Consider the following 21,974-nt stretch of genomic DNA (forward strand, 5'->3'; position numbering starts at 1 on the left):
AGGGTCGGGTTCCGGGAACTTCGTTCATCAGCGTTTTGCTGTTCAGTTTTCAAGGTTCATTGTTTGTTGCTGTTGTTCGACAGCGACCTTACTAATATAACACGCCGCCAACTTCGAGTCAACAACTTTTTTCAACTTTTTTCTTTCGTGTGTGTTTCTCTCGGAAACGCAACGTTGATAACTATACCACCGCCAAATGAACTGCGCAAGCCCAAATATCATAGTCGGAATGTTTCATTTCAATGGGCAATTCAGTACGGGGTGCTGCTGCCGAATAAAACAAAAGCCGCCTGTCGTTCCCCGAAGGGAAAACAGGCGGAAACCATTAGTCTTTTTTGCGCATCTGCGGGAACAGCAGAACGTCGCGGATCGACGGGGAGTCGGTCAGCAGCATGATCAGCCGGTCGATACCGATGCCGAGTCCGCCTGTCGGCGGCATGCCGTATTCAAGCGCTTCGATGAAATCGTCATCCATTTCATGCGCCTCGTCGTTACCCTGCTCCTTCTCGACCATCTGCGCCTCGAAGCGCTCACGCTGGTCGATCGGGTCGTTTAGCTCAGTAAATGCGTTCGCGTGCTCCCGGCGCACGATAAACAGTTCGAAACGGTCTGTGAACCGCCCGTCGTCCGGGTTCTTTTTCGCGAGTGGGGAGATTTCAACAGGATGTCCGTAGACGAATGTCGGCTGGACAAGCTCTTCCTCTACCTTCTGCTCGAAGAATTCATTCAGGACGTGGCCGACTTCCATCGTCGGCTTCACTTCGACGCCGTGTTCTTTCGCAAGAGCTTGCGCTTCTTCCTTCGTCATCTGCTTCCAGAAGTCAACACCTGTGAATTCCTTGACGATATCCGCCATGTGTACCCGTTTCCAACCCGGGGACAGGTCGATCTCTTCTCCGGCGTAAGTTACTGTTGTCGTGCCCAGCACTTCCTGCGCGGCATTGGAGATGATGTTCTCGGTCAGCTCCATGATGTCGTTGTAGTCGGCATATGCCGCATACAGTTCGAGCATCGTGAATTCCGGGTTGTGGCGTGTCGAGATGCCTTCGTTCCGGAAGACGCGACCGATTTCGTACACCTTTTCCAGACCGCCGACAATCAGGCGTTTCAGGTGAAGCTCGATCGCAATCCTCATATAAAGCTCCATGTCGAGGGCGTTATGGTGCGTGATGAACGGGCGAGCTGCGGCTCCGCCCGCAATGCTGTGCAGCATCGGGGTCTCGACTTCCAGATAGCCCTGTCCGTCCAGATAGTGGCGGATCGAGCGGATAATCTTGCTCCGTGTGATGAAGGTCTCTTTGCTTTCCTCGGATGTAAGCAGGTCCAGATAGCGCTGGCGGTAACGCTGCTCGACATCCTTGAGGCCGTGGAACTTGTCCGGCAGCGGGCGGAGCGCCTTGGTCAGGAATGTGAAGCTGGTTGCCCGAACCGAAAGTTCGCCGACCTTCGTACGGAACACCGTGCCGGTCACGCCGATGATGTCTCCGAGGTCTGCTCCCGTGAACAGTTCATAGGCTTCCTCGCCGACGTCGTCTTTCCGGACGTAGATCTGGATCTGGCCGTCCAGGTCCTGGATGTGCGCAAAACCGGCTTTGCCCTTTCCGCGCTTTGTCATGATCCGGCCAGCAATCGCCACTTCGTGTGACTCCGCCTCCAGATCTTCTTTCGTTTTCTCACCGAAGTCTTCCTTGATGCAGGATGTCAGGTGCGTCCGCTCAAAGCGGGAACCGAACGGATCCAGTCCCTTTTCTCTAATCTCTGTCATTTTCTCGCGTCTGACCACGAGCTGGTCATTTAATTCGTCCAGGTGCGACATGTCTTCCTCTCCTTTGTCAGTCCGTGCACAGGTTTACAGTCATGCGTTCATTGTACACAATCCATGCTGTTTCTTCACATATATTTATCCGGCTGAAATCTCTACGCGCCCCCAAAATAGAAAAGCCGCCACAAAAGCGGCGGCCCGGCATAGTCAGACCGCGCTGGCGGCAGCCGGTTCGTTCTCCATTTCCTTAGCGAAGCCAAGCAGAAGCGTCTTCAGCTCATCTTCGGTCTCCGCCTGGTTGACGCCTTTGCGGATTCCGGCATTGCCACGGATGCTCTTCAGGTACCACGATGCGTGCTTGCGCATCTCCCGTACCGCGACGTATTCGCCTTTCAGCTTCACGAGGCGGTCGAAATGCAGCAGGCAGACATCGATCTTCTCCTTTACGGACGGCATCCCGATGAGTTCTCCGGTTTCCAGGTACTTGACCGTACGGTAGATCATCCACGGGTCTCCGAGAGCGGCCCGGCCGATCATGACACCGTCCACGCCCGTCTCGTCCAGCATGCGCCCGGCATCCTCCGGGGTATGGACATCACCGTTGCCGATCACCGGAATATCCACCGCTTCCTTCATCTTGCGGATCCAGTTCCAGTCCGCCTCTCCTTCGTATAACTGCACGCGCGTGCGGCCATGGACGGCAATCGCCGCTCCGCCGGCTGCTTCGACTGCCTTTGCGTTTTCGACACCATAGAGATGGTCTTCATCCCAGCCGATGCGCATCTTGACGCTGACCGGTTTATCGACGGCTCCGACCACGGCGGACACCATCTCATGGATCTTGTCCGGGTCGAGCAGCCACTTGGCCCCCGCCTCGCACCGAATGATCTTGTTGACCGGGCATCCCATATTGATATCGATGATGTCGGCATTCGAATACTTGTCGACATATCTTGCCGCCTCGACGAGGTTTTCCTTATCGCCGCCGAAGATCTGCAGCGAGAGCGGATATTCGCGCTCGTCGATGTATAGCATTTCCATCGTCTTTTCGTTCCGCTGATTAATACCCTTGTCGCTGATCATCTCGGCATACACGAGGCCCGCGCCAAATTCTTTAACGGTGAGCCGGAACGCGGAATTGCAGACGCCCGCCATCGGAGCGAGGACGACACGGTTATCCATCGTGATGTCCCCGACCTTGAACGGCTTGCGTGTTTTGTTCATTTCATTTCCTCCTGCCTTGCCCGGATCCAGGGCAAACTGCTGTATAGAAAGACCGGATCATTCGCCTTCAAGAAAAGCGGCCGGTCCATCGATCTGTCTGTAAAGCTTGATTCCGTCCTCAAGATCGACTTCAGGAAAGCCGGGAAATCGTTGCTGGAGCTTATCCGCAAGACCCGGTTCCATTTCAAGGAGCGGCACGAGAACAAACGCCCGCTCATGCATGCGCGGATGCGGGACGGTCAGTTTCTCCGTTTCCATATTTTCATCATTGAACAGCAGGATGTCAAGGTCGCACACCCGGGGACCCCAGCGTATCGTCCTCACGCGGCCGATCTCTGCCTCGATTCCGAGGCACGCATCCAGGAGTTCCTCCGCGCCGAGCGATGTGCGGAGCCGGAACGCCATATTGAGAAACGCGCCCTGGTCCTCAAAGCCGACCGGATCGGTTTCGTAGATGGAAGAAAGGCGGTCCAGTTCCGTGCCGGGCAGGCTGTTTAGCCGGGCAGCCGCTTCGCGCAGATAAACTTCACGGTCACCCAGATTGGAACCGGCGGACAGATAGGCGATGTTCATGAGAACCGCCCTCTCGTGATGTCCACTTCGACTGCGCGGTAATGGCCCGGGATCGGGGGATCGGGCTTGATGACGCGTACCCGGCATCCCCCGACCTTGTCCCCGAAGCCTGTCATGATTGCCGAAGCGATCCGCTCCGCAACCGCCTCGATCAGCTTCACGGGTTCTCCTTCCACAATCTCTTTCACGACCGTATATGCTTCCGCGTAGTTCACGGTCTTGTCCAAATCATCCGAGCGACCCGCTTCTTCCAGGCTCACGGCAAGGGACAGCGACACCGTGAACCGCTGGCCGATTTTCGTTTCTTCCGGCAGTGCGCCGTGGTAACCGTAGAACTGCATCTCGTGCAGATGAATGTAGTCCATCACAAGTCTCCTTTATATGCAGTCTTGCCTGTCAGCACGTCCATCATCCGCGTCATGCGGCTGATCTCCTTCACGTCATGAACACGGACCATGTGGCAGCCCCTGTCGATGCCATAGCAGACTGTCGCACCGGTACCTTCCATCCGCTCATCCACCGGAAGGTCCAGAATATTGCCGATCATGCGTTTCCGGGATGTGGCCAGTAGCACCGGATAGCCCATTGCGACCAGGTCATCCAGATGCCGCATCATGAGTATGTTCTCATTTGTTGTCTTGGCAAATCCGATACCCGGGTCCAGCCAGATGTTTTGGTCACTGACACCTGCATCCTTAGCGATGTTAATGCTTTCCTCAAGGTCCGCCTTCGCGTCCGGCCAAAAATCGCTGTATGCCTCTTCTTCCCGGTTATGCATAAGGATGATCGGGACGTTTCGCTCCGCAGCAAGTTTGGCGATGTCCGGCTCCCGCTTGGCTCCCCATATATCGTTGATGATATGCGCACCCGCATCGAGCGCACCCTTCGCCACATCCGCCTTATACGTGTCGACCGACAGGCAGATGCCTTCCTCTTCCTTTAACCGTTCGATCACCGGGACGATCCGGGACAGTTCCTCATCCACCGAGATGACGGTATGTCCGGGCCGTGTCGACTCGCCGCCGATATCGATGATCTTCGCTCCTTCGTCTCTCATCTGGAGCGCCTTGCGAACCGCGTCTTCCGTCGCGTTGTGGCGCCCTCCATCGGAAAAAGAGTCGGGCGTCACGTTCAGGATGCCCATGATCACCGTTTCTTTATTAAAGTCCAAGGATGCACCGCCGATTTGAAAGCGGCCATCGCTGCCGTTGAATGCCATGCTGCCATACCTCCAGTTCACTGCGGCCCTGCCGCTCTTCTCCTCATCTTACAGCGGACCGGTGCTGTTTTTCCATAGTAAAGCCGGAACATCCGGAAAACGCACAAAATAAAAAAGAGGGCCGGAGCCCCCTTTTTCATTGTTTGGTATGGTGATCAGTCGAACTGATAAAGCGGTGTGCTCAGGTAGCGTTCGCCGTTGGACGGGAGAATGGCGACGACCGTCTTGCCTTTGCCAAGCTTTTTCGCCGTCTCAAGAGCCGCATAAATGGCTGCGCCCGACGAGACTCCTCCGAGGATGCCTTCCTGGCGTGCGGCCTGGCGTGCCGTATCATATGCATTCTCATCGGATACCTGAATGATTTCATCATAGATATCTGTATCCAGTACTTTAGGAACAAAGCCGGCACCGATTCCCTGGATTTTGTGAGGGCCGGACTGGCCGCCGGACAGGACCGGGGATTTTTCCGGCTCGACTGCGATGATCTTCACTTCAGGGAAGCGTTCTTTCAATACACCGCCCGCGCCGGTGATGGTTCCGCCAGTGCCGATGCCGGAAATGAACGCATCCACCCGGTCAAGGGAGTCCGCGATTTCCGGGCCTGTCGTCAGGCGGTGAATTTCAGGGTTCGAGAAGTTCTCGAACTGCTGAGGCAGGAACCAGCCATTCTGGTCTGCCAGTTCATTCGCCTTGGCGATGGCGCCCTTCATGCCGTCCGCACCCGGTGTGAGCACGAGTTCGGCTCCGTACGCGCGGAGGAGGTTCCGGCGTTCCATGCTCATCGTGTCCGGCATGACGATGACGGTCTTATAGCCTTTGGCCGCCGCGACCATGGCCAGTCCGATCCCCGTGTTGCCGCTTGTCGGCTCGATGATCGTGCCGCCTTCCTGCAGCTTGCCTTCCTTTTCAGCCTGCTCGACCATCGCAAGCGCAATCCTGTCCTTGACGCTGCTGCCCGGGTTGAAGTACTCCAACTTCAGGTAGATGTCCGCATCATTTTCTCCGGTCAGGCGGTTCACTTTCACCAGTGGCGTCTGATTAATAAGATCTGTAATCGAATTTCCTACTCGTGTTTTCATCCCCGTCACTCCAATCCCTATTAATCTAATAGGCTTTATTTCCTACATGATAACAATGTATGCGCAATGGTGTCAATTCGTACAATTCCACACTCTCCGCCTTTCCTCCTGCACATAAGGCTTTTCTTTAAGTAAACATCTCTCGGCTCTACGCAATGGCCTGAAGATTCTGCTGCGATTTCTTCATTCGGCCCCAAAGTTTCTCCATTCGATCGTCTAATTTCGTCATTCCGCCTGTTAATTTCGTCATTCGTTGAGATGGTGACTGTGAATGACGAAAGTGAGACCGCGAATGACGAAATCGCCGCTTGGAACGGAGCGTTAGCGTATAACAAAAAAGCACGCCCGCAGGCATGCTTTTGGATTTCCTTATTCTTTTCCGTATATCCATTCCGCGCCAAACTCTTCCCAGAATACTTCTGGCGTGACGGACTGCGGAAGCTGCTCGATGGCGAGTTCCCGCCGGATCTGGTCTTTGACTTCTTTGAACTTGAAAAGACGTCCTTCCGCTGCGTCAGACACTTTCACAATAGCCACTGTCCCATCAGCAAGCGCGATCGGACCGGCGGTCTCGTCCTTCTTCATGCCGGTAACGGCCGACACAATGGCCGGATCGATATTCTCGGAAGACTCGCTGACATAGCCGATCTCCCCGCCTAGGCTGCCTGAAACGCGGTCGGCTGATCGTTCGCGTGCAAGCGCACCGAACGATGAACCGTTCTCCAGTTCGCCGAGCGCCTTTTCAGCTTCCGACTGATTCGGCAGGATGATCACAGCAGTCCGGTAAGACGGCTTTACATCATACAGCGATTCATTTTTCTCGTAGTAGTCTTCCACTGCCCCGTCCTCGATGATGATATCTTTCGTCAGCACCTTCTCAAGGATCAGCTGTGACTTCACCTGCTTTCGGAGCGGCTCACCCGTCAGCTCCCCGGTGCCTTCACCGCCCGCCCGGAGCATGGCAATCTCCAAGTCGATTTCGTCCTCGGAGACCTTGATGCCATATTCCTTTGCAGCAGCCTCCATCACTTTCTGGTTGACCAGTCCGCGCAGGGTTTCCCGGCCGACCTGCTCTTCCATGGCGGCCACCCACTCCTCATGCGTGACGACCTCCTTGCCGACGGAAGCCACTTGTTCGCCGGTGCCGGCGGACTTTACACTTCCGCCGTCTTTGGTCAGCCAGAGCGTGAACCAGAGTAGGTTGCCGCCAAGCAGGATGGCGAGGAGGATCAGGACAGGCTTTGTCTTCAGACGGCGTTTACGTATCGGCTGATCTGTTTCAGTCCGTTGCCTTCTCATCGCTCAGGAATCCTCTCAGCTCGTCTTCGGAAAACTGGTACGTTTCGAGGCAGAAGTGGCACTGCGCCTCGGCTCCATGGTCTTCTTCGATCATTTCGGAGATTTCCTGGTCCCCGAGCCCGGCAATCGCATTGCTGAACCGCTCCTTGGAACAGTCGCATTCGAAGTCTACCGGTAGCGTGTCGATAAAGCGGATATTCTCGGTTCCGAGCACCTCCCCGAGGATTTCCTCCGGAGTCAGGCCGTCTTCGATCTGTCGGGATACCGGCCGGGCTTTCGTGATCCTCTCTTCAAGGAGATCGATCGTTTCATCGGTTGCCCCCGGCATGACCTGGATGATGAAGCCTCCCGCAGCCTTGACCGTATTGTCCGGATTGACCAGGACACCGAGCGCAACCGCGGACGGCACCTGCTCGGAGACAGTCAGGTACTGGGTGAAGTCTTCGGCGATTTCACCGGAAACAATCGGAACCTGCCCCGTGAAGTGGTCACGGAGACCGAGATCCTTCACGACGGAAAACATCCCTTCCGTCCCGACGGCGCGGCGGACATCGAGCTTGCCCTGACTGTTCAGATCAAAGTGGACGTACGGGTCTGAAATATAGCCACGGACATGGCCGTTCGCATCAGCATCAGCCAGGATGGCACCCGCCGGGCCGCCCCCTTCGATTTTAACCGTCAGTTTACCGTCACCTTTCAGCATCGAGCCGAGCATGACGGTGCCCGTCAGCGTCCGGCCAAGTGCAGCAGTTGCCGTCGGCCAAGCCTGGTGGCGGCGCTGTGCTTCTGCCGCGGTTTCCGTGGTCCGCGCCCCCAAGACGCGGATCGTCCCATCAAAAGCCAAACCTTTGACGATGTAATCAGACATATGATCCATCTCCTTCATTCATTGGTTGCGGTCGTAAATCAGTTTCAATCCTTTGAGTGTCAGATGGGAGTCGACGATGTCGATGGCTTCCGTCTCGCTTGCAATAAGCGGAGCAAGTCCGCCTGTCGCGATGACAGTCGGCTCCTCGCCGGCCATTTCTTTGATGCGCGAAATCAGGCCTTCCACCTGGCCGACATAGCCGTAGACGATACCCGCCTGCATGGCTGCGACCGTGTTTTTCCCAAGGACATTTTCCGGGCGGACGAGTTCGACGCGCGGCAGCTTGGATGCGCGCTCAAAAAGCGCTTCCGTCGAAATGCCGATCCCCGGTGCGATGACGCCACCCATATATTCTTTTTTGTCATTGATATAGCAGAGTGTCGTCGCGGTTCCGAAATCGACGATGATGAGCGGAGTGCCGTACTCATGGATGCCCGCCACCGCATTGACGATCCGGTCCGCGCCGACCTCGCGCGGGTTTTCGTACTTGATGTTCAGGCCGGTCTTGACCCCCGGCCCGACGACGAGCGGTGTCAATCCGAAGTACTTCTCGCACATATGCTCGAGCGCGAACATGATCGGCGGCACAACGGAGGAGATGATGATTCCCTCGATGGCCTTCATGTCGAGCCCAGCATGGGTGAACAGCGACTTCACCTGCATGCCGAACTCATCTTCTGTTTTCCGGCGGTCGGTGCCCATCCGCCATTGGTAGATCAGCTCGTCCCCTTTGTATACACCAAGGACAATATTTGTATTCCCGGTATCCATTACCAGAATCATGGCCATTCCTCACTTATTCATTCGATTGTCCGTAACATCATATCACAACCGCTGCCGGCAAAAAAAGCCGGCGCCCCTAATTTGGGGCGCCGGTCTGATAGGCTTAATCGATTCCAGGTCCCTTCCGGTCTTCGCGGATCGGGCCTTGTGGTGTTTCGGTGTTTGAGCCGTCTTCCTGCGGGAGGTCACCCGAAGAAGGATCGTACGGCGCACCGGTTGAATCCGGCGTCGCTTCAGTTTCGGGCTCTTGGCCTTCTTCATCAAGCGGCTCCGGGAGCCTGCCGTGGTCTTCGAGGTGCTTGATGTCCCGTGCGTCGAGCGTCTCTTTGGTGAGAAGCGTGTTCGCAATGAGATCAAGCAGATCGCGACGTTCGGTCAGGATCTTCTTCGTGCGCGCGTACTGCTCTTTGATCATGTCCATCATTTCCTGGTCAATCTCGTAGGCAATCTTATCGGAGTAGTTCTGCTCCGAACCGATGTCCCGGCCAAGGAAGACGTTGCCGCCCTGGCTCTGGCCGTACTGCATCGGACCGAGCTTTTCGCTCATCCCGTACTCGGTGACCATCTGGCGGACAATGCCTGTCGCACGCTGGAAGTCGTTGTGAGCGCCGGTCGACACTTCGCCGAAGACGATATCTTCAGCGGCACGGCCGCCGAGGAGGCCGGACACCTTGTCGAGGAGTTCAGGCTTCGTCATGAAGTAACGGTCTTCTTTAGGAAGCATGACCGCATAGCCGCCCGCCTGGCCGCGAGGGACGATGGTCACTTTGTGGACCATTTCCGCTTCATCGAGCGTCAGGCCGATAACAACGTGGCCCGCTTCGTGGAATGCGACGATTTTGCGTTCCTTCTCGGAGATGACGCGGCTCTTCTTGGCCGGCCCCGCGATAACGCGGTCCGTCGCCTCGTCGATATCGGTCATGTCGATCTTTTTCTTGTTGCGGCGTGCCGCTACAAGGGCAGCCTCGTTAAGGAGGTTTTCAAGATCCGCCCCGGAGAAGCCCGGTGTGCGGGCCGCGATCGCCTTGAGATCGACGGAGTCCGCGAGCGGCTTGTTGCGTGCATGGACCTTCAGGACCGCTTCGCGTCCCTTCACGTCCGGGCGGCCGACCGTGATCTGACGGTCAAAACGTCCCGGGCGGAGAAGCGCAGGGTCAAGAATATCCGGACGGTTTGTCGCGGCGATGATGATGATGCCTTCGTTTTCGCCGAAGCCGTCCATCTCTACGAGAAGCTGGTTCAGCGTCTGCTCACGCTCATCATGTCCGCCGCCGAGGCCTGCGCCCCGCTGGCGTCCGACTGCGTCGATCTCATCAATGAAGATGATGCACGGCGCGTTTTTCTTCGCATTTTCGAAAAGGTCACGGACACGGGATGCCCCGACACCGACGAACATTTCGACGAAGTCCGAACCGGAGATTGAGAAGAACGGCACGCCGGCTTCACCGGCTACTGCCCTGGCGAGGAGTGTCTTACCGGTACCCGGAGGTCCGACAAGAAGAATCCCTTTAGGGATGCGTGCACCGATGCTGTCAAACTTGCTCGGGTCTTTCAGGAAGTCGACGACTTCGACCAGCTCGGCTTTTTCCTCATCGGCGCCGGCCACATCGTTGAACGTGACTTTTTTCTTTTCTTCACTGTAAAGCTTGGCTTTGCTCTTACCGAAGTTCATGACCCGGTTGCCGCCGCCCTGTGCCTGGTTCAGCAGGAAGAAGAAGAGGATGATGATGATAATGAACGGAATGAGCCCTGTCAGGAACTGGACCCAGCCGCTTGATTGAGGTGCAGGCAGGAAGGTGATCTTGGTGTCGGACTGGTCCGCCACGCGGTCGATCTCGTTCATGAGCTGCTCGTTGTCCGGAGGAATGTTGGCAATGAAGGTTTCGCCTTCCTTGGCGTCATTCATCGTCCCGCGGACCTCGTACACCAGCTGGTTAGGCTGGATGGTCGCCTCATTGATATCCCCTTCGGCCAAAGCCGTCAGGAACTCGTTATACGTCAGGTTTTTCGTTTGTGTATTCGGGTTATTGAACGAACCAAAGATCCCCATGATTACGAGGAAAATCAGGCCGTACAAGATGGTATACCTTAATATTCGGTTCATCCCGAGCCTCCTCACCATTAAAAGAAAACTATAGTAAATCTTATCATAGGACCCCACCGCCGCCAAAAGAAAAGGCTTTGACTGGAAATGGTCCGTGGAACACGATCCAAAACCCCGAGAATTTCTTACCGTTCACTTAAACCGGCATGTGCATCAGAACGAGTAGATTTCTTTTTTCAGGACGCCGATATAAGGAAGGTTCCGGTACTTTTCAGCGTAGTCAAGTCCGTAGCCGACGACGAATGCATCGGGTACTTCGAAACCGACGATGTCCGCCTTCAGGTCAACCTTGCGCCCGGTCGGCTTGTCGAGCAGGGTGACGATCTTGATCGAATTCGCCTTCCGGTACTTGAGGAGATCGATCAGGTAGCTGAGTGTCTTCCCGCTATCGATGATGTCCTCGATGATCAGGACGTCGCGCCCTTCGACACTCGTGTTCAGGTCCTTGACGATCTTCACTTCACCGGATGAGACTGTCGCATTGCCGTAGCTCGAGACGTCCATAAAATCAATCTCAACGTAGCCGTCAAAACGCTTGATCAGGTCACTCATGAACGGCAGCGCGCCTTTCAGCACACCGATTGCAAGCGGGAACTTCCCTTCATACTCTTTCGTGAGCGCCGCCCCGAGCTCGGCGACCTTTTCCTGGATCTCTTCCTCCGAGATGAGAATCTGTTCGATATCGTTTCCAATCATGTGGTTTCCTCCTGTGCGTGGTCCGCGTGATTTACATCTCCTGCATGTTCCACGATGAATATGTACGGGCCGCCCTTGCGGCCGTCCCGGGTGAATCCCTTGCCGTACCGGACGCCCGGGACTGCGATGACGCTTCCGTCCGCCGCGGTGACGACCGGCCACGCATCCCTCAGGCTGCGCGGGATTTTGCCGTCGATAAAAATCCGTGACACTTTCTTCGGTCCGGCCATATTCGGGAGGAAGATCCGGTCGCCCGCACGCGGCAGGCGGACCGAGAGCGGCAGGACAGCCTCTTCTTCACCAAAATACAGCACTTCCCTGCCGGGAGCGGGTTCGGGATCGGAAACCGCCACCCGGTCCGACCAGAACAGCCGCATCCCATTTTCCGCCGTCAGCCAGCTGCCCTTGGGCAGGGACATCTCCCCCGCTTTTTCGGGCACTTCCTTTGCGGCTTTCCGGAATACGGCTTTTCCGTACTCACGTTCCAGCCTGTAACCGGACGGCAGATCGACCGAACCGCTCCCCCCGGTACTCGAAAGCTGGCTGAGGATCAGCGACTCGAGACGCAATCCTGAGGGGGTCGGATCCGAAAGGTATAGATAGTCTAATAGTAGGGGAACCAGACGCCTTTGTAAAGCAACGGGCACGCGGGAAAAGGCTTCCGTCTTCACGGCGAGCCCGCCCCCCGGAAGGGGCTCCGAAATCTCCTCCCACACTTCCAGGGCACGCTCGCGGAGATAGGCCTCGTCATCTCTTCTGGCGAGATCCCAACTGGCGACATGGCGCGCGGCTCCGGGATTTTCATCACGGATAAGCGGAAGAATGCGATGCCGGAACCGGTTTCGCGTATAATCCGGCTTCATGTTGCTCGGGTCCGTCCTATAAGAAAGCCCGCGCACGTCCAAGTACTCCATGACTTCCCTTCTTTCACTTAAAAGAAACGGACGGATGAGAAGTCCATGGCCGAATTTCCGGGATACCGGAATACCCGGTGCCGCATTCGCCGTTCCCCGCGCCAGACGCATGAGCACAGTCTCGAGCACGTCGTCCGCATGATGCGCCGTGGCAAGCACCCCGTATCCCTCTGCCTCCATGACTTCGGCGAAGTATCGGTACCGCTCGGCCCTGCAGATATCCTGGACGTTACCGCCTTGTTCCCGGACGATCTTACCGACAGGTATCGCCGTTCCATGGAAAGGCACGCCAAGCCCTGCGCACATTGCGCGGACAAAGCGTGCATCTTCCTCGGATTCCTCGCCCCGGAGCATATGGTCGACGTGTGCCGCCCCCACCGCGAATCGGAAACCTTTCCCCAGATGTTTCATTACATGGAGGAGGGCGACGGAATCAGGGCCGCCGGAGCAGGCGACCAGCACCCGGCCACCCTCCGGAATCCAGTCCCTTTTACGGATCAGCGCCGCTGCCTGCCTTTCCAGTTCTTCCGTCATCTGCACCCCTCCTCCCATTTCCTTTCATCTTACCACCGTTTCCTTCCCGGTAACCGTCGAATACGGCGTGAATATTGACCATTTCTGGACCGTATGCTCGATCTTGATGACAATCACCGTCCGGTCGTCAGACGGCAGCCGGAATTTGCGGCCCATCTCCTGCATGATATAGTCGGCCATCCCATCCGTCCCGCGGTCTTCGCAGCGCGACAGCACCGCGCCGAGCATGCGCTCCTGCTGTTCGGGCGCGACCGACGGGGAGAACATGCCGTCCGTCATCATGACGATGACATCACCCGCCTTCAGGCCGTGGCGCTTTGCGTCCACCGAGAAGGATGGCAGGAATCCGAATGGCACCGCAGCGCTTTCAAGCTTGAACAGTTTGCCGCCGCGGCTGATGTACGTCGACATGGAGCCCGCCTTGTATGACCAGAGCCGCCCGTCCTGCAGGTCGATCAGCGCCAGATCAACCGTCGCGTACATATCGTCCCCGCCCTTGAGCGACATGACGTAATGAAGCGTGTGCATCGCGGTCTCCGGATCCATCCGGCGGTTCAGGCACTCCCTCATGAGCCGGATCACCTTCCGGCTTTCACGGTAGGCCTGCGCATCCGAACCCATGCCGTCCGACAGGATGACTGCCGCGAGGCCGTCATGGAGTTGGAACACCTCATGGGAGTCCCCCGCATGGAATGTACCGTCCTTTGAGGAGGAGACGACCGAATAGTCCATCTTAAAGCGGACGGCAGAGACGAATGTCACCTGAAGATGCGGGAACGGATCTTCCAGGAACACCGACTTCTCCACCTCGAACGGCTCGCCGTACATTTCGTTCAGCACCGGCATGATGAGGCGCTCCGCGACCATCCGCTCTGTTTCCCATTCGCTCTTGCGGTCCGGCAGCGAACAGACGATTTTGCGCGCGCCCCGCTCCTCGGACAGGATATCCACCTGGAAGTGCGGGACCTCCATCTGGTGAAGACGTGCCGACAACTCCTCTTCTTCAGGCCGGAATGTTTTGATCTCTTCTTTCATATTCATCATCATGTCGTTCAGGTGGCGGCTCATGTCCCGAAGCTGGAGCGCAAGCATCTTCCGCCCGTGGTGGAGCTGATTGTTCAGGACGGCCTGGGAATAATCTTCCTCAAGCTCCTGGATAAGCCCTGTGGAGCGCACGCATTTGTACCCGATCCGCTCCTCCATGCGGATTCTCGCCCCGCGCTTCGGCGAGGCCTGTGCCTTCATCCAATCATCGAGGAGAGGCGCGATTCCATCCTCCGGATCAGCCCAGCACTTTTCGTAGCGGAAACAAGACTGGCAGATGGACGGCGGACGCCGTTGTCCTTCATCTTCCCGGCTGCCGTTGTGATCGCTTACAAGCTGTGACATGAAGTGTGCAAACTGATGGAAATCCTGCAGCTGGCTGTCCATTTTCTCCTCGAGCCAGACCCTGCGTCGCTCTGACTGCACGGTACGGTCCGGATTTACACGGCTGCGCACGAATGCAAGCGAGCGGGATGGAATGCACAGGAACAGGAGTGTGGCCAGTGCCATCGACATAAAGTGAACTTCATCAAGCGGCAGTGTTTCATCATACATATAGAAGAATACCGAGGCGATCGGTGCGGCAGCGGCGATGCCAAGCTTTCCGGCCTTTGCCGCGACCCCCGCGCAAAACCCGGTCAGCGCATAAAGTGCGATCATGCCGCTGAACTCGAGATTGGACACGCTGACAATTGTCCCGATCACGGTAGCAGCGGCCGTTCCCGCGGCCAGACCCCCAGCAGACACCGAGAACAGGACAGCAAGATGAATCAGTACTGCCGGAAGCGAAAACTGCCCGTAGATCACGCCGCCCATCCCTGTAATCATGAGTGCGCCGACGAGGAATGCGGCACCCGTCCGCTCCGCTGTCCACCGCTCATGCAGAAATCGGTGTGCCGGAGTGAACACCGCAAACAGAAATACTGCCATAAATGCAGTCAGCAACGCCTCGCAGCCCACGAGAAACCAGACATTCCCTGCCACCTGTCCGCTGTGGGAGACCATCTGCCACCCAGCCTGTACTGCAAGCACGGTGAGCCCGAGCGTCACAGGGACCGATTTCCGGAAGACCCGGAACCGGATGATCGAATGGAACAGCAAGATCTGAAGGATATGGATCGCAGCCTGACCCGGACCGAGCATCAGGCTGCCGAGTCCGCCTCCGATGATGACGAGCGGCAGATATTGCCGGTAGCGGATCGCCGCGAGCGCCCATACCGGCAAGAGGAACGGCACCGCCGCCTCGAACAGCACCGCCCGCGATAGGAAGAATGAGGCCGCCAGGAAAAACAGCGAGAACCCGATCTTCACTTTTCGCCTGGCCACCGCGTCCGCCCAGCGCCTCAACGGCATGCCGGCATTTTGCCAGGCATCACTCCCCAATAATCTCATGTTTGGATTCCCCCTTATCTCGAATCGAGTGTCCTGAGTATACCGAGGCGATCCACGGAAGTTTGTCTGTTCCTGGCAACCGCGCCGGAGAAACTTTCGACGGATTCGGCCTCTTTTTGGGAATTTTCCGTATACGCGGAAGTTGGCGGGAAAACGGCGATTCTTGCGGGAGAGGTTTTATTTGATTTAGCCAAAAAAAGATTGACACATGGTCTGCCGCTCTGTATGATATGGTAGTGTCGCAAACACGGCGGTGTAGCTCAGCTGGCTAGAGCGTACGGTTCATACCCGTAAGGTCGGGGGTTCGATCCCCTCCGCCGCTATACGAAAACCGGTCCTTCTCATTCGGGGAGGGCCGGTTTTTTTGTGTCCGGTGCGCGGTACGGACTGGTTCATGCGGAACGTTGGCGGATGGCGGAGGATGGGCCGCTTGTGGCGGACTTCGGTTCGCCATGTCCATGTCGCTCTCCCGATTGAAACCCAATTAGCCCACAGCAAAAAGCGGCCTGACGGAATGGATCCGTCAGGCCGCCGAAGCGCGCCCGGGCTGTTCCCGGGCCATCTATATCAGAGATTTTTTTTGGTCGAAGCAGTCAGCAAGTCAGCCTCTTCTCGCACCGCGGCCGCCACGCTTGGACTCTGTTGCGCGTTTGAGCGTGGACAGACGGTCTTCACTGTCCTTCAGGAACCGTGCCATCTTCTGCTCGAAGTTTTCTTTTCCTACACGGCCATGATCGCTGCCGCCGCGGTTGCCGCCGCGCGGGCGGTATGGGCGTTCCGGACGCTGTGGACGTTCCGCTTCAGGCTTCGCCTTGCGGATCGACAGGCCGATTTTGCCATCATTGCCGACATTCATCACTTTAACTTCTACGGTATCGCCGACCTTGAGCAGTTCATTGATGTCCTTGACGTAGTGGTCTGCAACCTCACTGATGTGGACCAGGCCAGTCTTTCCGTTAGGCAGCTCAACGAATGCCCCGAAGTTGGTGATTCCTGTTACTTTTCCCTGTACCTTGCTGCCGACTTCAATTGACATAAAAAAAATGCTCCTCCTTAAAGATTAAGCGGGCTGTTCATACAGCCATGCATACATATTCCGGGTCTTGACAGACCAAGTCCCTTAACCTAATTATAACCAACAATCAAAGAGTGTCAATGAATCGGACGTTTTTCTTGGCAGGTGCCGAGTTTCAGAGGAGCTTTCTCATTAAAAACAGCAGCGGCTACTCCGGTCATTCCCGGGCCGCTGCTGTCCCCCTTATCTATCTCTGCTTTAGGACCGGCTGTTGATTTCCGTTACGGGCGGAAGCTTTCCGCGGGGAAGGCATCGGGCCCCTTTCAGGGTCTCTCCGCTCTTCCTTTTCCGCAGGAGTCACCGCCCTTCACTCCAATTAATGGTTAATAAACACCCGCCGGTAAAGAGGCCACTGGAAAACTCACCATAGAGGACCTGGAACGGAAATCAGCACTTTTACTTTTTCAGTACACTCGCCAATAACAGAGCTTTTTATAAATGACGTGTTACTCCTCGGAGTCGCCGTCTTTTTTATCTTTGTCTTTTTTCTCCTCGTCCGGGAGGGTGAAGATGATTTCGCCTTCTTCGGACAGGAGGTATTCCTTCCTGGCGAGCTTGGCGATGTATTCCGGGTCGTCAAGTTTTTCAAGTTCAAGTTCCAGGGCTGCGCCTTCTTCCTGGAGTTTCTCCAGTTCCGCCAAGGCGGCTTTTTTCTCTTCCTGCTTGGCGGCGATGGCCTGGTTTTTCTCGATGAGCGACCAGCCCATCCACCCGAACGTCAGCGCAGCGATGACGGCGAAGACGGCCAGTCTCCGGTAGAGCCGGATTTTCCGCGCTTTCTTGATCTGTTCCTTGCGTTCCCGGGCCCGGACATATTCGGTCTGGATCGGTGTGACGGGCCCATGACTGTTTGCCTGCCTGCTTTTCTGTTCCATCCTCGGTCCCCCTGCCTGCGTCGGAGCGCATGATTCATCCATTATACCTCATGCGGACCTCTTTTTTAAGGGGAGACCGGCGAACTTGCGGCGAACTTTTCTTGACAAGGTTCCCGCTTTCCTGCGCACTGCCCGGGCCGGCCTCCGGAAGGGACGCAGCAGAAACCGGATCAGCATGAGAATCAGCTTAAGCGGGATACCGACTATAAAGGCAACCACCCTCCAGACGAGGTCCAGCAGGAAGAGGATGGGCCGGATGACCAGCACGGTGAGGAGGCGCCCGGCAAACCGGAACGGGCGGTGAAGTGAAGATTCATAGAGCAGGACGCCAAGCAGCTGGGCAAGCAGGTCATAAAGCCGCCATTCGCCGGACCGCACCGCGAACAGGACGGAAAATGCGGCCAACCCCAAAAGCGGCCACGCCATCAGTTCGATGGCGGTGCCGGCCCGGGTGCCGCCGCCCGCCGTCCGGATCATGTCGATGACGGCAGCGGCGAGGATGCCTGTCCCGACCATGGCCAGCAGGCTGAGCAGCTGATGGGAAACGATCATCCGAATAACTTGGTAAGGATATTCCGCGAATGGCCGTCTTCATCTTCGTACTGGAGCACTTTCACGGTTCCCTCGAGGGTGAGAAGGCCCTTGTCCACATCTAGGTGGACGATGCGGAGCCCGTCCCCCCGGATCTGGAGCTGGCCCTGAGAGGTGCGCACGATGAATTCTTCCTGGTCGAATCGGTCGATCGCTTTCACCGATGTCAGGTCCATCCTCTTGCGGTTGCGGAGTGACACGTGGTGGTCGCCCGATGGAATCTGGTAGGCGGTGCCCGGATTGTCCGTCTGTTCGATCTGCATCTGTTCGTTCCCCCTTTTCGCTTGTCCTTGTCCGTTCAACGCATTGTATGAGCGGACGCGGGGAAACATGACCCGGGCGGCTGGAAGCAAAAACCGGCCCGGAACGCTGGATGCGCTCCGGGCCGGTTTCTGTCAGTCTTCGTCGTCGATGAATTCGGGTTCGACTTTTTCAAGTTTTTCTTCTTTCAGGATCGTGAACATGTTGCCGGCTTCATCTTTTTTTACAGAGTCCTTCAGCATGTCCACCCGGGCGGTGACCAGTTTCTGGCCAAAGCGGATGGCAAGCTCATCATTTTCTTTGACAACGCTTGATGCCTTGGCCTTTTTGCCGTTAATCGTGATGCGGCCCTGGTCCGCCACTTCCTTTGCGAGCGTGCGCCGTTTAATAAGGCGGGACACTTTCAGGAATTTATCGAGTCTCACTTACATCCTCTCCAATCGTTTCGCTTCGTCCCAGAACGCATCGAGTTCGTCGAGCGTGTAGTCTGCAAAACGGCCCCTGCCTTCCCGGACCCGTTTTTCGACATGGGTAAAGCGCCTTCTGAACTTGCGGTTGGCGCCGGCCATCGCCTCTTCGGGCGACACCTTGTAATAGCGGGCGAGATTGACGAGCGTGAAGAGCACGTCGCCGAACTCATCGGTCCGCTCGCCTTCTCCCCCATTCTCCGCGGCCTCACGGAATTCCTGCCATTCCTCGTCAAACTTCTCCCAGGCTCCCGCCTCGTCCGGCCAGGTGAATCCGTGCCTGGCGGCTTCCTTCTGGTAGTTGTATGACGTAAGGAGGGAGGACGCGTAGCGTTCCTGACCGTCCAGGACCGAGCCGGCCGAACCGGTCTTTTCCTTCTCCTTGATCGCCTGCCAGTTGCTGACTACGGCATCGGCATCCTCAGCGTCTGCATCTCCGAACACATGCGGATGGCGGCGGATCATCTTTTCCGCCACCGTTTCGAGCACATCCTCCATCTGGAAGTAACCGTCGTCCTCGCCGATCTGCGCGTGGAGGAACACCTGCAGAAGCACATCGCCCAATTCGCCGATGATGCCGTCATCGTCACCGTCATCAATTGCCTGGACGAGCTCATGCGCTTCTTCGATCATGTACTTTCTGAGCGACTCATGGGTTTGTTCCCGGTCCCACGGGCAGCCATCCGGACTTCTCAGGATCCGGATGATCTCGCGGAACGCGTCCCATTCCTTCAGCCGGCCTTCAAGCTGGCCGGCAGGAGGAACATAGACCGTCATCAGATTGCTGGTCTCCACCGTCCGGTCCAGTTCGTAAAGCGGAACGGTGACAAGCTTTTCTTCAGGTGAGCCCGCAGCTGTCACAATCGTCACCGGATGGTCGTCCGGATACTTTTCCATAAGTGTGAGCTTCACATCAGATGCGCTGAACGCGTCATACACCTGCGCAATCAGGACATGCTGGTTCATCTTTACATCGTCCCGGTGCATCTCCGTGCCATCAAGAAGCTGAAAGCCGTCGATCGGGTCGATCCGGAGCGCATTAAACACCGGATCGAGAAAGCTCTGGCCGCCTTCAATGTGCAGGCGGACTTTTTCTTCCCGCTCTGCCTCAACCAGATGCTGGACAGTCTGCTCTGCGACGAGAGGGTGGCCGGGCACTGCATAAATGACCGGTTCTTTTTCGGCCAGCGCCAGGAGCGTGTCCGCGATTTCCCGGTAAACCGGCGGGAAGGTGTCATGCTTCCGGTAGACGTCATCAAATGTGCGGAACGTGATGCCTTCCGCCTCGAGTTCAGCGATAACTGGATGGTCGGCCGTCCTGACATGGACAAGCCCGGCGTTTTTCAGCTTCCTGTAGACGCCGAGCGGCAATCCGTCGAGGCCGGATGCACCGAGGCCGATCACGGTAATTTCCTTCATGGGATCACTTCCTCTTGGGTTTGTTCAAAAACAGCTGCAGTGCGGCGAGCCTGCGCCCGAACGGGATCAGGTACCACTCCCGCTCCGACAGCACACGTGTCCTCGCGATGACCGCAAGAAACACAGAAGCACCGATTGCGACTCCGGTAAGCGCGGTAAATGTTGCGCCGATCCGCCCGGGGAGCCCGTCAAACAGCCAGACGTCGGCCAGGAGCATCCACGGAATAAGGACTGCCGCCATCATCAGTGATGCCATCGCGATCATCAGGTAAAACCTGCCTTCTGCCAGACGCACCTGCCACACTTTCTTGAAGTAGATCAGTATTCCGGCACCGGCTGCGGCAAATCCGGCAACTCCCGCAATGGAGGCACCGAGGATGCCCATCTGCGGCACGAGCACCCAGTTGGCCGCCGTCTTGACCGCGAGGCCCAGCAAAAGCAGGAGCGCCGGCACCTTTACCCGGCCCAGCCCCTGCAAAACTGCCATTAGCGGCAAAATCAGCGACAGCTCGAATATCTGGATACAAAACACCATGATGGCTGCGGAGCCGCTCCGGGTTTCGAACAGCATTTCATTGACATACGGCAGGACGAGGATCAGTCCGAGTGCCGCTGCCCAGCCGAACAGGAAGGCGAGCCTCCAGGCCAGTCGGATAAAAGGCTCGGCCGTTCTGCCTTTTTGTTTTGCCGTGTGGGCCGCGACAAGCGGCACGATCGACAAGGATAGGGTCGAGGCAAGCAAAATGCCCATCTGGACAAGCGGCTGGCCCCGGTCATACACGCCCTTCGCCTCCATCGCGGTTTCCCGCTCCATCGTTTCCGCCATCAGGTTGAATACCGTGAACGAGTCGACCATCTGGAAGAAAAGCAGAATCAGCGAACTCAGGCTCGCGGCGAGGCTGATGGCCGTCAGTTCCTTTACTACGGGCCAGGCGCGGACCGATGTTGAACGGTCACGGAAGTCCGGGCGGCCCGTCCACTTCCTGAACAGGGCAAACAGAAGAAGGACGCCTGCCGCCTCGCCTGCGACCGCTCCCCACATCGCCATCTGCCCTGCCATATAAAGTGAGGCACCGGCCGAGACGACGATGAGAGTGCCCGTCAGGATGACCGTCACCCGTACCGCCTGTTCGGCCACCTGGGCGCCCGCGACCGGGGCCATGCGGCCTTCCGACTGGTAGACCCCCTTCAGAAGCGCGAGAACCGGCATGAACAGGATGACAAGCGATCCGGCCCGCAGAAGCGGGGCCAGTTGCCGGTCTCCCATCCAACCGGTAATCATCTCTGCGCCCAAAAACAGTACAAGAAAACTTGCGCCGGACACCACAGCAAGGCATGCCAGCGCAATCCTCATGACGGCGCCGCTTTCTGCGCGATCCCGGTCCGCCATCACCTTGGATACGGCAACCGCAAACCCTGCCGATGTCCACACCGTGATGACGCCGATGAACGGGTACACCTGCTGGTATATATAAAACCCCTTGTCGCCGACCAGGTTCTGGAACGGGATGCGGTAAACCGCACTCAGGATTTTGACGATGATGCCGGCCGCCGCCAAAAGCGCCGCGCCTTTCATGAAGGTCTTCATGTTCCATTGCTGTTGCATGCTTCAGGCTTCCTTCTTTCCAAGAATATCCCCATTATAGCACGCCGGCAAAACGGAACATCTGCCTGCCACTGCGAGTACCCGCCATATGGCTCCCATACAAAAAACCGCCGCTCCGCCGGTGATATCCGGCAAATGCGACGGCCCTTTGGCCATTCTATTCGGGGCATTCCCCGTTCTTTGCATTTG

20 protein-coding genes and 1 tRNA gene are annotated in these 21,974 nt (G+C 57.0%); 1 reads left to right on the forward strand and 20 read right to left on the reverse strand.

Annotated elements, in window-relative coordinates; translation table 11 throughout:
- Positions 1-325 precede the first annotated feature (325 nt).
- The 13 genes from lysS to AC6CHQ_RS15230 all read right to left on the reverse strand — a co-directional run bounded on the left by lysS (position 326) and on the right by AC6CHQ_RS15230 (position 15,491).
- Positions 326-1,816, reverse strand: a complete 1,491-nt coding sequence (gene lysS / locus AC6CHQ_RS15170; protein WP_251240377.1) for a lysine--tRNA ligase — start codon at positions 1,814-1,816, stop codon at positions 326-328.
- A gap of 153 nt (positions 1,817-1,969) precedes the next feature.
- A complete protein-coding gene (gene dusB / locus AC6CHQ_RS15175) occupies positions 1,970-2,986 on the reverse strand; it encodes a tRNA dihydrouridine synthase DusB (RefSeq protein ID WP_251240376.1) in 1,017 nt (338 codons plus the stop codon).
- Between the two features lie 57 nt (positions 2,987-3,043).
- Positions 3,044-3,559, reverse strand: coding sequence for a 2-amino-4-hydroxy-6-hydroxymethyldihydropteridine diphosphokinase (gene folK, locus AC6CHQ_RS15180; RefSeq protein ID WP_251240375.1), 516 nt, complete (start codon positions 3,557-3,559; stop codon positions 3,044-3,046).
- Entirely contained in the window at positions 3,556-3,924 is a 369-nt protein-coding gene (gene folB, locus AC6CHQ_RS15185; protein ID WP_251240374.1) for a dihydroneopterin aldolase, read from the reverse strand. The genes folK and folB overlap by 4 nt, the downstream gene beginning before the upstream one ends.
- Complete coding sequence (gene folP, locus AC6CHQ_RS15190; RefSeq protein ID WP_251240373.1) at positions 3,924-4,778, reverse strand: dihydropteroate synthase; 855 nt, start codon at positions 4,776-4,778, stop codon at positions 3,924-3,926. The genes folB and folP overlap by 1 nt, the downstream gene beginning before the upstream one ends.
- Before the next feature lie 155 nt (positions 4,779-4,933).
- Positions 4,934-5,857, reverse strand: a complete 924-nt coding sequence (gene cysK, locus AC6CHQ_RS15195) for a cysteine synthase A (protein ID WP_251240372.1) — start codon at positions 5,855-5,857, stop codon at positions 4,934-4,936.
- 369 nt (positions 5,858-6,226) lie between these two features.
- The gene (locus AC6CHQ_RS15200; RefSeq protein WP_092055963.1) at positions 6,227-7,156 is read right to left on the reverse strand and encodes a peptidyl-prolyl cis-trans isomerase; all 930 of its coding nucleotides are present in this window, start codon (positions 7,154-7,156) and stop codon (positions 6,227-6,229) included.
- Positions 7,137-8,024, reverse strand: coding sequence for an Hsp33 family molecular chaperone HslO (hslO, locus tag AC6CHQ_RS15205; protein WP_498082002.1), 888 nt, complete (start codon positions 8,022-8,024; stop codon positions 7,137-7,139). Before hslO ends, AC6CHQ_RS15200 begins: the two co-directional genes overlap by 20 nt.
- 18 nt (positions 8,025-8,042) lie before the next feature.
- Positions 8,043-8,807 carry a type III pantothenate kinase gene (locus AC6CHQ_RS15210; RefSeq protein ID WP_092055968.1) on the reverse strand — a complete coding sequence of 255 codons (765 nt, stop codon included), beginning with the start codon at positions 8,805-8,807 and terminating at the stop codon, positions 8,043-8,045.
- Between the two features lie 103 nt (positions 8,808-8,910).
- Positions 8,911-10,911 (reverse strand): ATP-dependent zinc metalloprotease FtsH, encoded by a 2,001-nt coding sequence (gene ftsH, locus AC6CHQ_RS15215; protein WP_251240371.1) that lies wholly within the window; start codon positions 10,909-10,911, stop codon positions 8,911-8,913.
- 153 nt (positions 10,912-11,064) lie between these two features.
- Positions 11,065-11,607, reverse strand: a complete 543-nt coding sequence (gene hpt / locus AC6CHQ_RS15220; protein WP_092055972.1) for a hypoxanthine phosphoribosyltransferase — start codon at positions 11,605-11,607, stop codon at positions 11,065-11,067.
- Complete coding sequence (gene tilS / locus AC6CHQ_RS15225; protein WP_498082003.1) at positions 11,604-13,055, reverse strand: tRNA lysidine(34) synthetase TilS; 1,452 nt, start codon at positions 13,053-13,055, stop codon at positions 11,604-11,606. The genes hpt and tilS overlap by 4 nt, the downstream gene beginning before the upstream one ends.
- 24 nt (positions 13,056-13,079) lie before the next feature.
- Positions 13,080-15,491 (reverse strand): SpoIIE family protein phosphatase, encoded by a 2,412-nt coding sequence (locus AC6CHQ_RS15230; RefSeq protein ID WP_498082004.1) that lies wholly within the window; start codon positions 15,489-15,491, stop codon positions 13,080-13,082.
- A gap of 249 nt (positions 15,492-15,740) precedes the next feature.
- Between AC6CHQ_RS15230 and AC6CHQ_RS15235 the strand changes: the two genes are divergently transcribed.
- Positions 15,741-15,814: transfer RNA gene (locus tag AC6CHQ_RS15235), tRNA-Met, on the forward strand.
- Between the two features lie 278 nt (positions 15,815-16,092).
- Here the strand turns inward: AC6CHQ_RS15235 and AC6CHQ_RS15240 are convergent.
- From AC6CHQ_RS15240 to AC6CHQ_RS15270, 7 genes are all read right to left on the reverse strand, one after another.
- Positions 16,093-16,527, reverse strand: coding sequence for a S1 domain-containing RNA-binding protein (locus tag AC6CHQ_RS15240; RefSeq protein WP_251240368.1), 435 nt, complete (start codon positions 16,525-16,527; stop codon positions 16,093-16,095).
- Positions 16,528-17,012: 485 nt separating this feature from the next.
- Positions 17,013-17,441, reverse strand: coding sequence for an FtsB family cell division protein (locus tag AC6CHQ_RS15245; protein ID WP_251240367.1), 429 nt, complete (start codon positions 17,439-17,441; stop codon positions 17,013-17,015).
- Between the two features lie 48 nt (positions 17,442-17,489).
- Complete coding sequence (yabQ, locus tag AC6CHQ_RS15250) at positions 17,490-17,993, reverse strand: spore cortex biosynthesis protein YabQ (protein ID WP_251240366.1); 504 nt, start codon at positions 17,991-17,993, stop codon at positions 17,490-17,492.
- Positions 17,990-18,295, reverse strand: coding sequence for a sporulation protein YabP (yabP, locus tag AC6CHQ_RS15255; RefSeq protein WP_008301233.1), 306 nt, complete (start codon positions 18,293-18,295; stop codon positions 17,990-17,992). The genes yabQ and yabP overlap by 4 nt, the downstream gene beginning before the upstream one ends.
- A gap of 132 nt (positions 18,296-18,427) precedes the next feature.
- A complete protein-coding gene (locus tag AC6CHQ_RS15260) occupies positions 18,428-18,718 on the reverse strand; it encodes an RNA-binding S4 domain-containing protein (protein WP_251240365.1) in 291 nt (96 codons plus the stop codon).
- Positions 18,719-20,179, reverse strand: a complete 1,461-nt coding sequence (gene yabN / locus AC6CHQ_RS15265) for a bifunctional methyltransferase/pyrophosphohydrolase YabN (RefSeq protein ID WP_251240364.1) — start codon at positions 20,177-20,179, stop codon at positions 18,719-18,721.
- A 4-nt stretch (positions 20,180-20,183) separates the two neighbouring features.
- A complete protein-coding gene (locus AC6CHQ_RS15270) occupies positions 20,184-21,785 on the reverse strand; it encodes a putative polysaccharide biosynthesis protein (protein WP_251240363.1) in 1,602 nt (533 codons plus the stop codon).
- Positions 21,786-21,974 lie beyond the last annotated feature (189 nt).

The organism is Bhargavaea sp. GQ12, from assembly GCF_059758705.1.

Excerpts from the sequence above, each read along its gene's own strand:
- lysS (WP_251240377.1), bottom strand. The coding sequence starts at position 1,816 with ATGTCGCACCTGGACGAATTAAATGACCAGCTCGTGGTCAGACGCGAG.
- dusB (WP_251240376.1), bottom strand. The coding sequence starts at position 2,986 with ATGAACAAAACACGCAAGCCGTTCAAGGTCGGGGACATCACGATGGAT.
- folK (WP_251240375.1), bottom strand. The coding sequence starts at position 3,559 with ATGAACATCGCCTATCTGTCCGCCGGTTCCAATCTGGGTGACCGTGAA.
- folB (WP_251240374.1), bottom strand. The coding sequence starts at position 3,924 with ATGGACTACATTCATCTGCACGAGATGCAGTTCTACGGTTACCACGGC.
- folP (WP_251240373.1), bottom strand. The coding sequence starts at position 4,778 with ATGGCATTCAACGGCAGCGATGGCCGCTTTCAAATCGGCGGTGCATCC.
- cysK (WP_251240372.1), bottom strand. The coding sequence starts at position 5,857 with ATGAAAACACGAGTAGGAAATTCGATTACAGATCTTATTAATCAGACG.
- AC6CHQ_RS15200 (WP_092055963.1), bottom strand. The coding sequence starts at position 7,156 with ATGAGAAGGCAACGGACTGAAACAGATCAGCCGATACGTAAACGCCGT.
- hslO (WP_498082002.1), bottom strand. The coding sequence starts at position 8,024 with ATGTCTGATTACATCGTCAAAGGTTTGGCTTTTGATGGGACGATCCGC.
- AC6CHQ_RS15210 (WP_092055968.1), bottom strand. The coding sequence starts at position 8,807 with ATGATTCTGGTAATGGATACCGGGAATACAAATATTGTCCTTGGTGTA.
- ftsH (WP_251240371.1), bottom strand. The coding sequence starts at position 10,911 with ATGAACCGAATATTAAGGTATACCATCTTGTACGGCCTGATTTTCCTC.
- hpt (WP_092055972.1), bottom strand. The coding sequence starts at position 11,607 with ATGATTGGAAACGATATCGAACAGATTCTCATCTCGGAGGAAGAGATC.
- tilS (WP_498082003.1), bottom strand. The coding sequence starts at position 13,055 with ATGACGGAAGAACTGGAAAGGCAGGCAGCGGCGCTGATCCGTAAAAGG.
- AC6CHQ_RS15230 (WP_498082004.1), bottom strand. The coding sequence starts at position 15,491 with ATGAGATTATTGGGGAGTGATGCCTGGCAAAATGCCGGCATGCCGTTG.
- AC6CHQ_RS15240 (WP_251240368.1), bottom strand. The coding sequence starts at position 16,527 with ATGTCAATTGAAGTCGGCAGCAAGGTACAGGGAAAAGTAACAGGAATC.
- AC6CHQ_RS15245 (WP_251240367.1), bottom strand. The coding sequence starts at position 17,441 with ATGGAACAGAAAAGCAGGCAGGCAAACAGTCATGGGCCCGTCACACCG.
- yabQ (WP_251240366.1), bottom strand. The coding sequence starts at position 17,993 with ATGATCGTTTCCCATCAGCTGCTCAGCCTGCTGGCCATGGTCGGGACA.
- yabP (WP_008301233.1), bottom strand. The coding sequence starts at position 18,295 with ATGCAGATCGAACAGACGGACAATCCGGGCACCGCCTACCAGATTCCA.
- yabN (WP_251240364.1), bottom strand. The coding sequence starts at position 20,179 with ATGAAGGAAATTACCGTGATCGGCCTCGGTGCATCCGGCCTCGACGGA.
- AC6CHQ_RS15270 (WP_251240363.1), bottom strand. The coding sequence starts at position 21,785 with ATGCAACAGCAATGGAACATGAAGACCTTCATGAAAGGCGCGGCGCTT.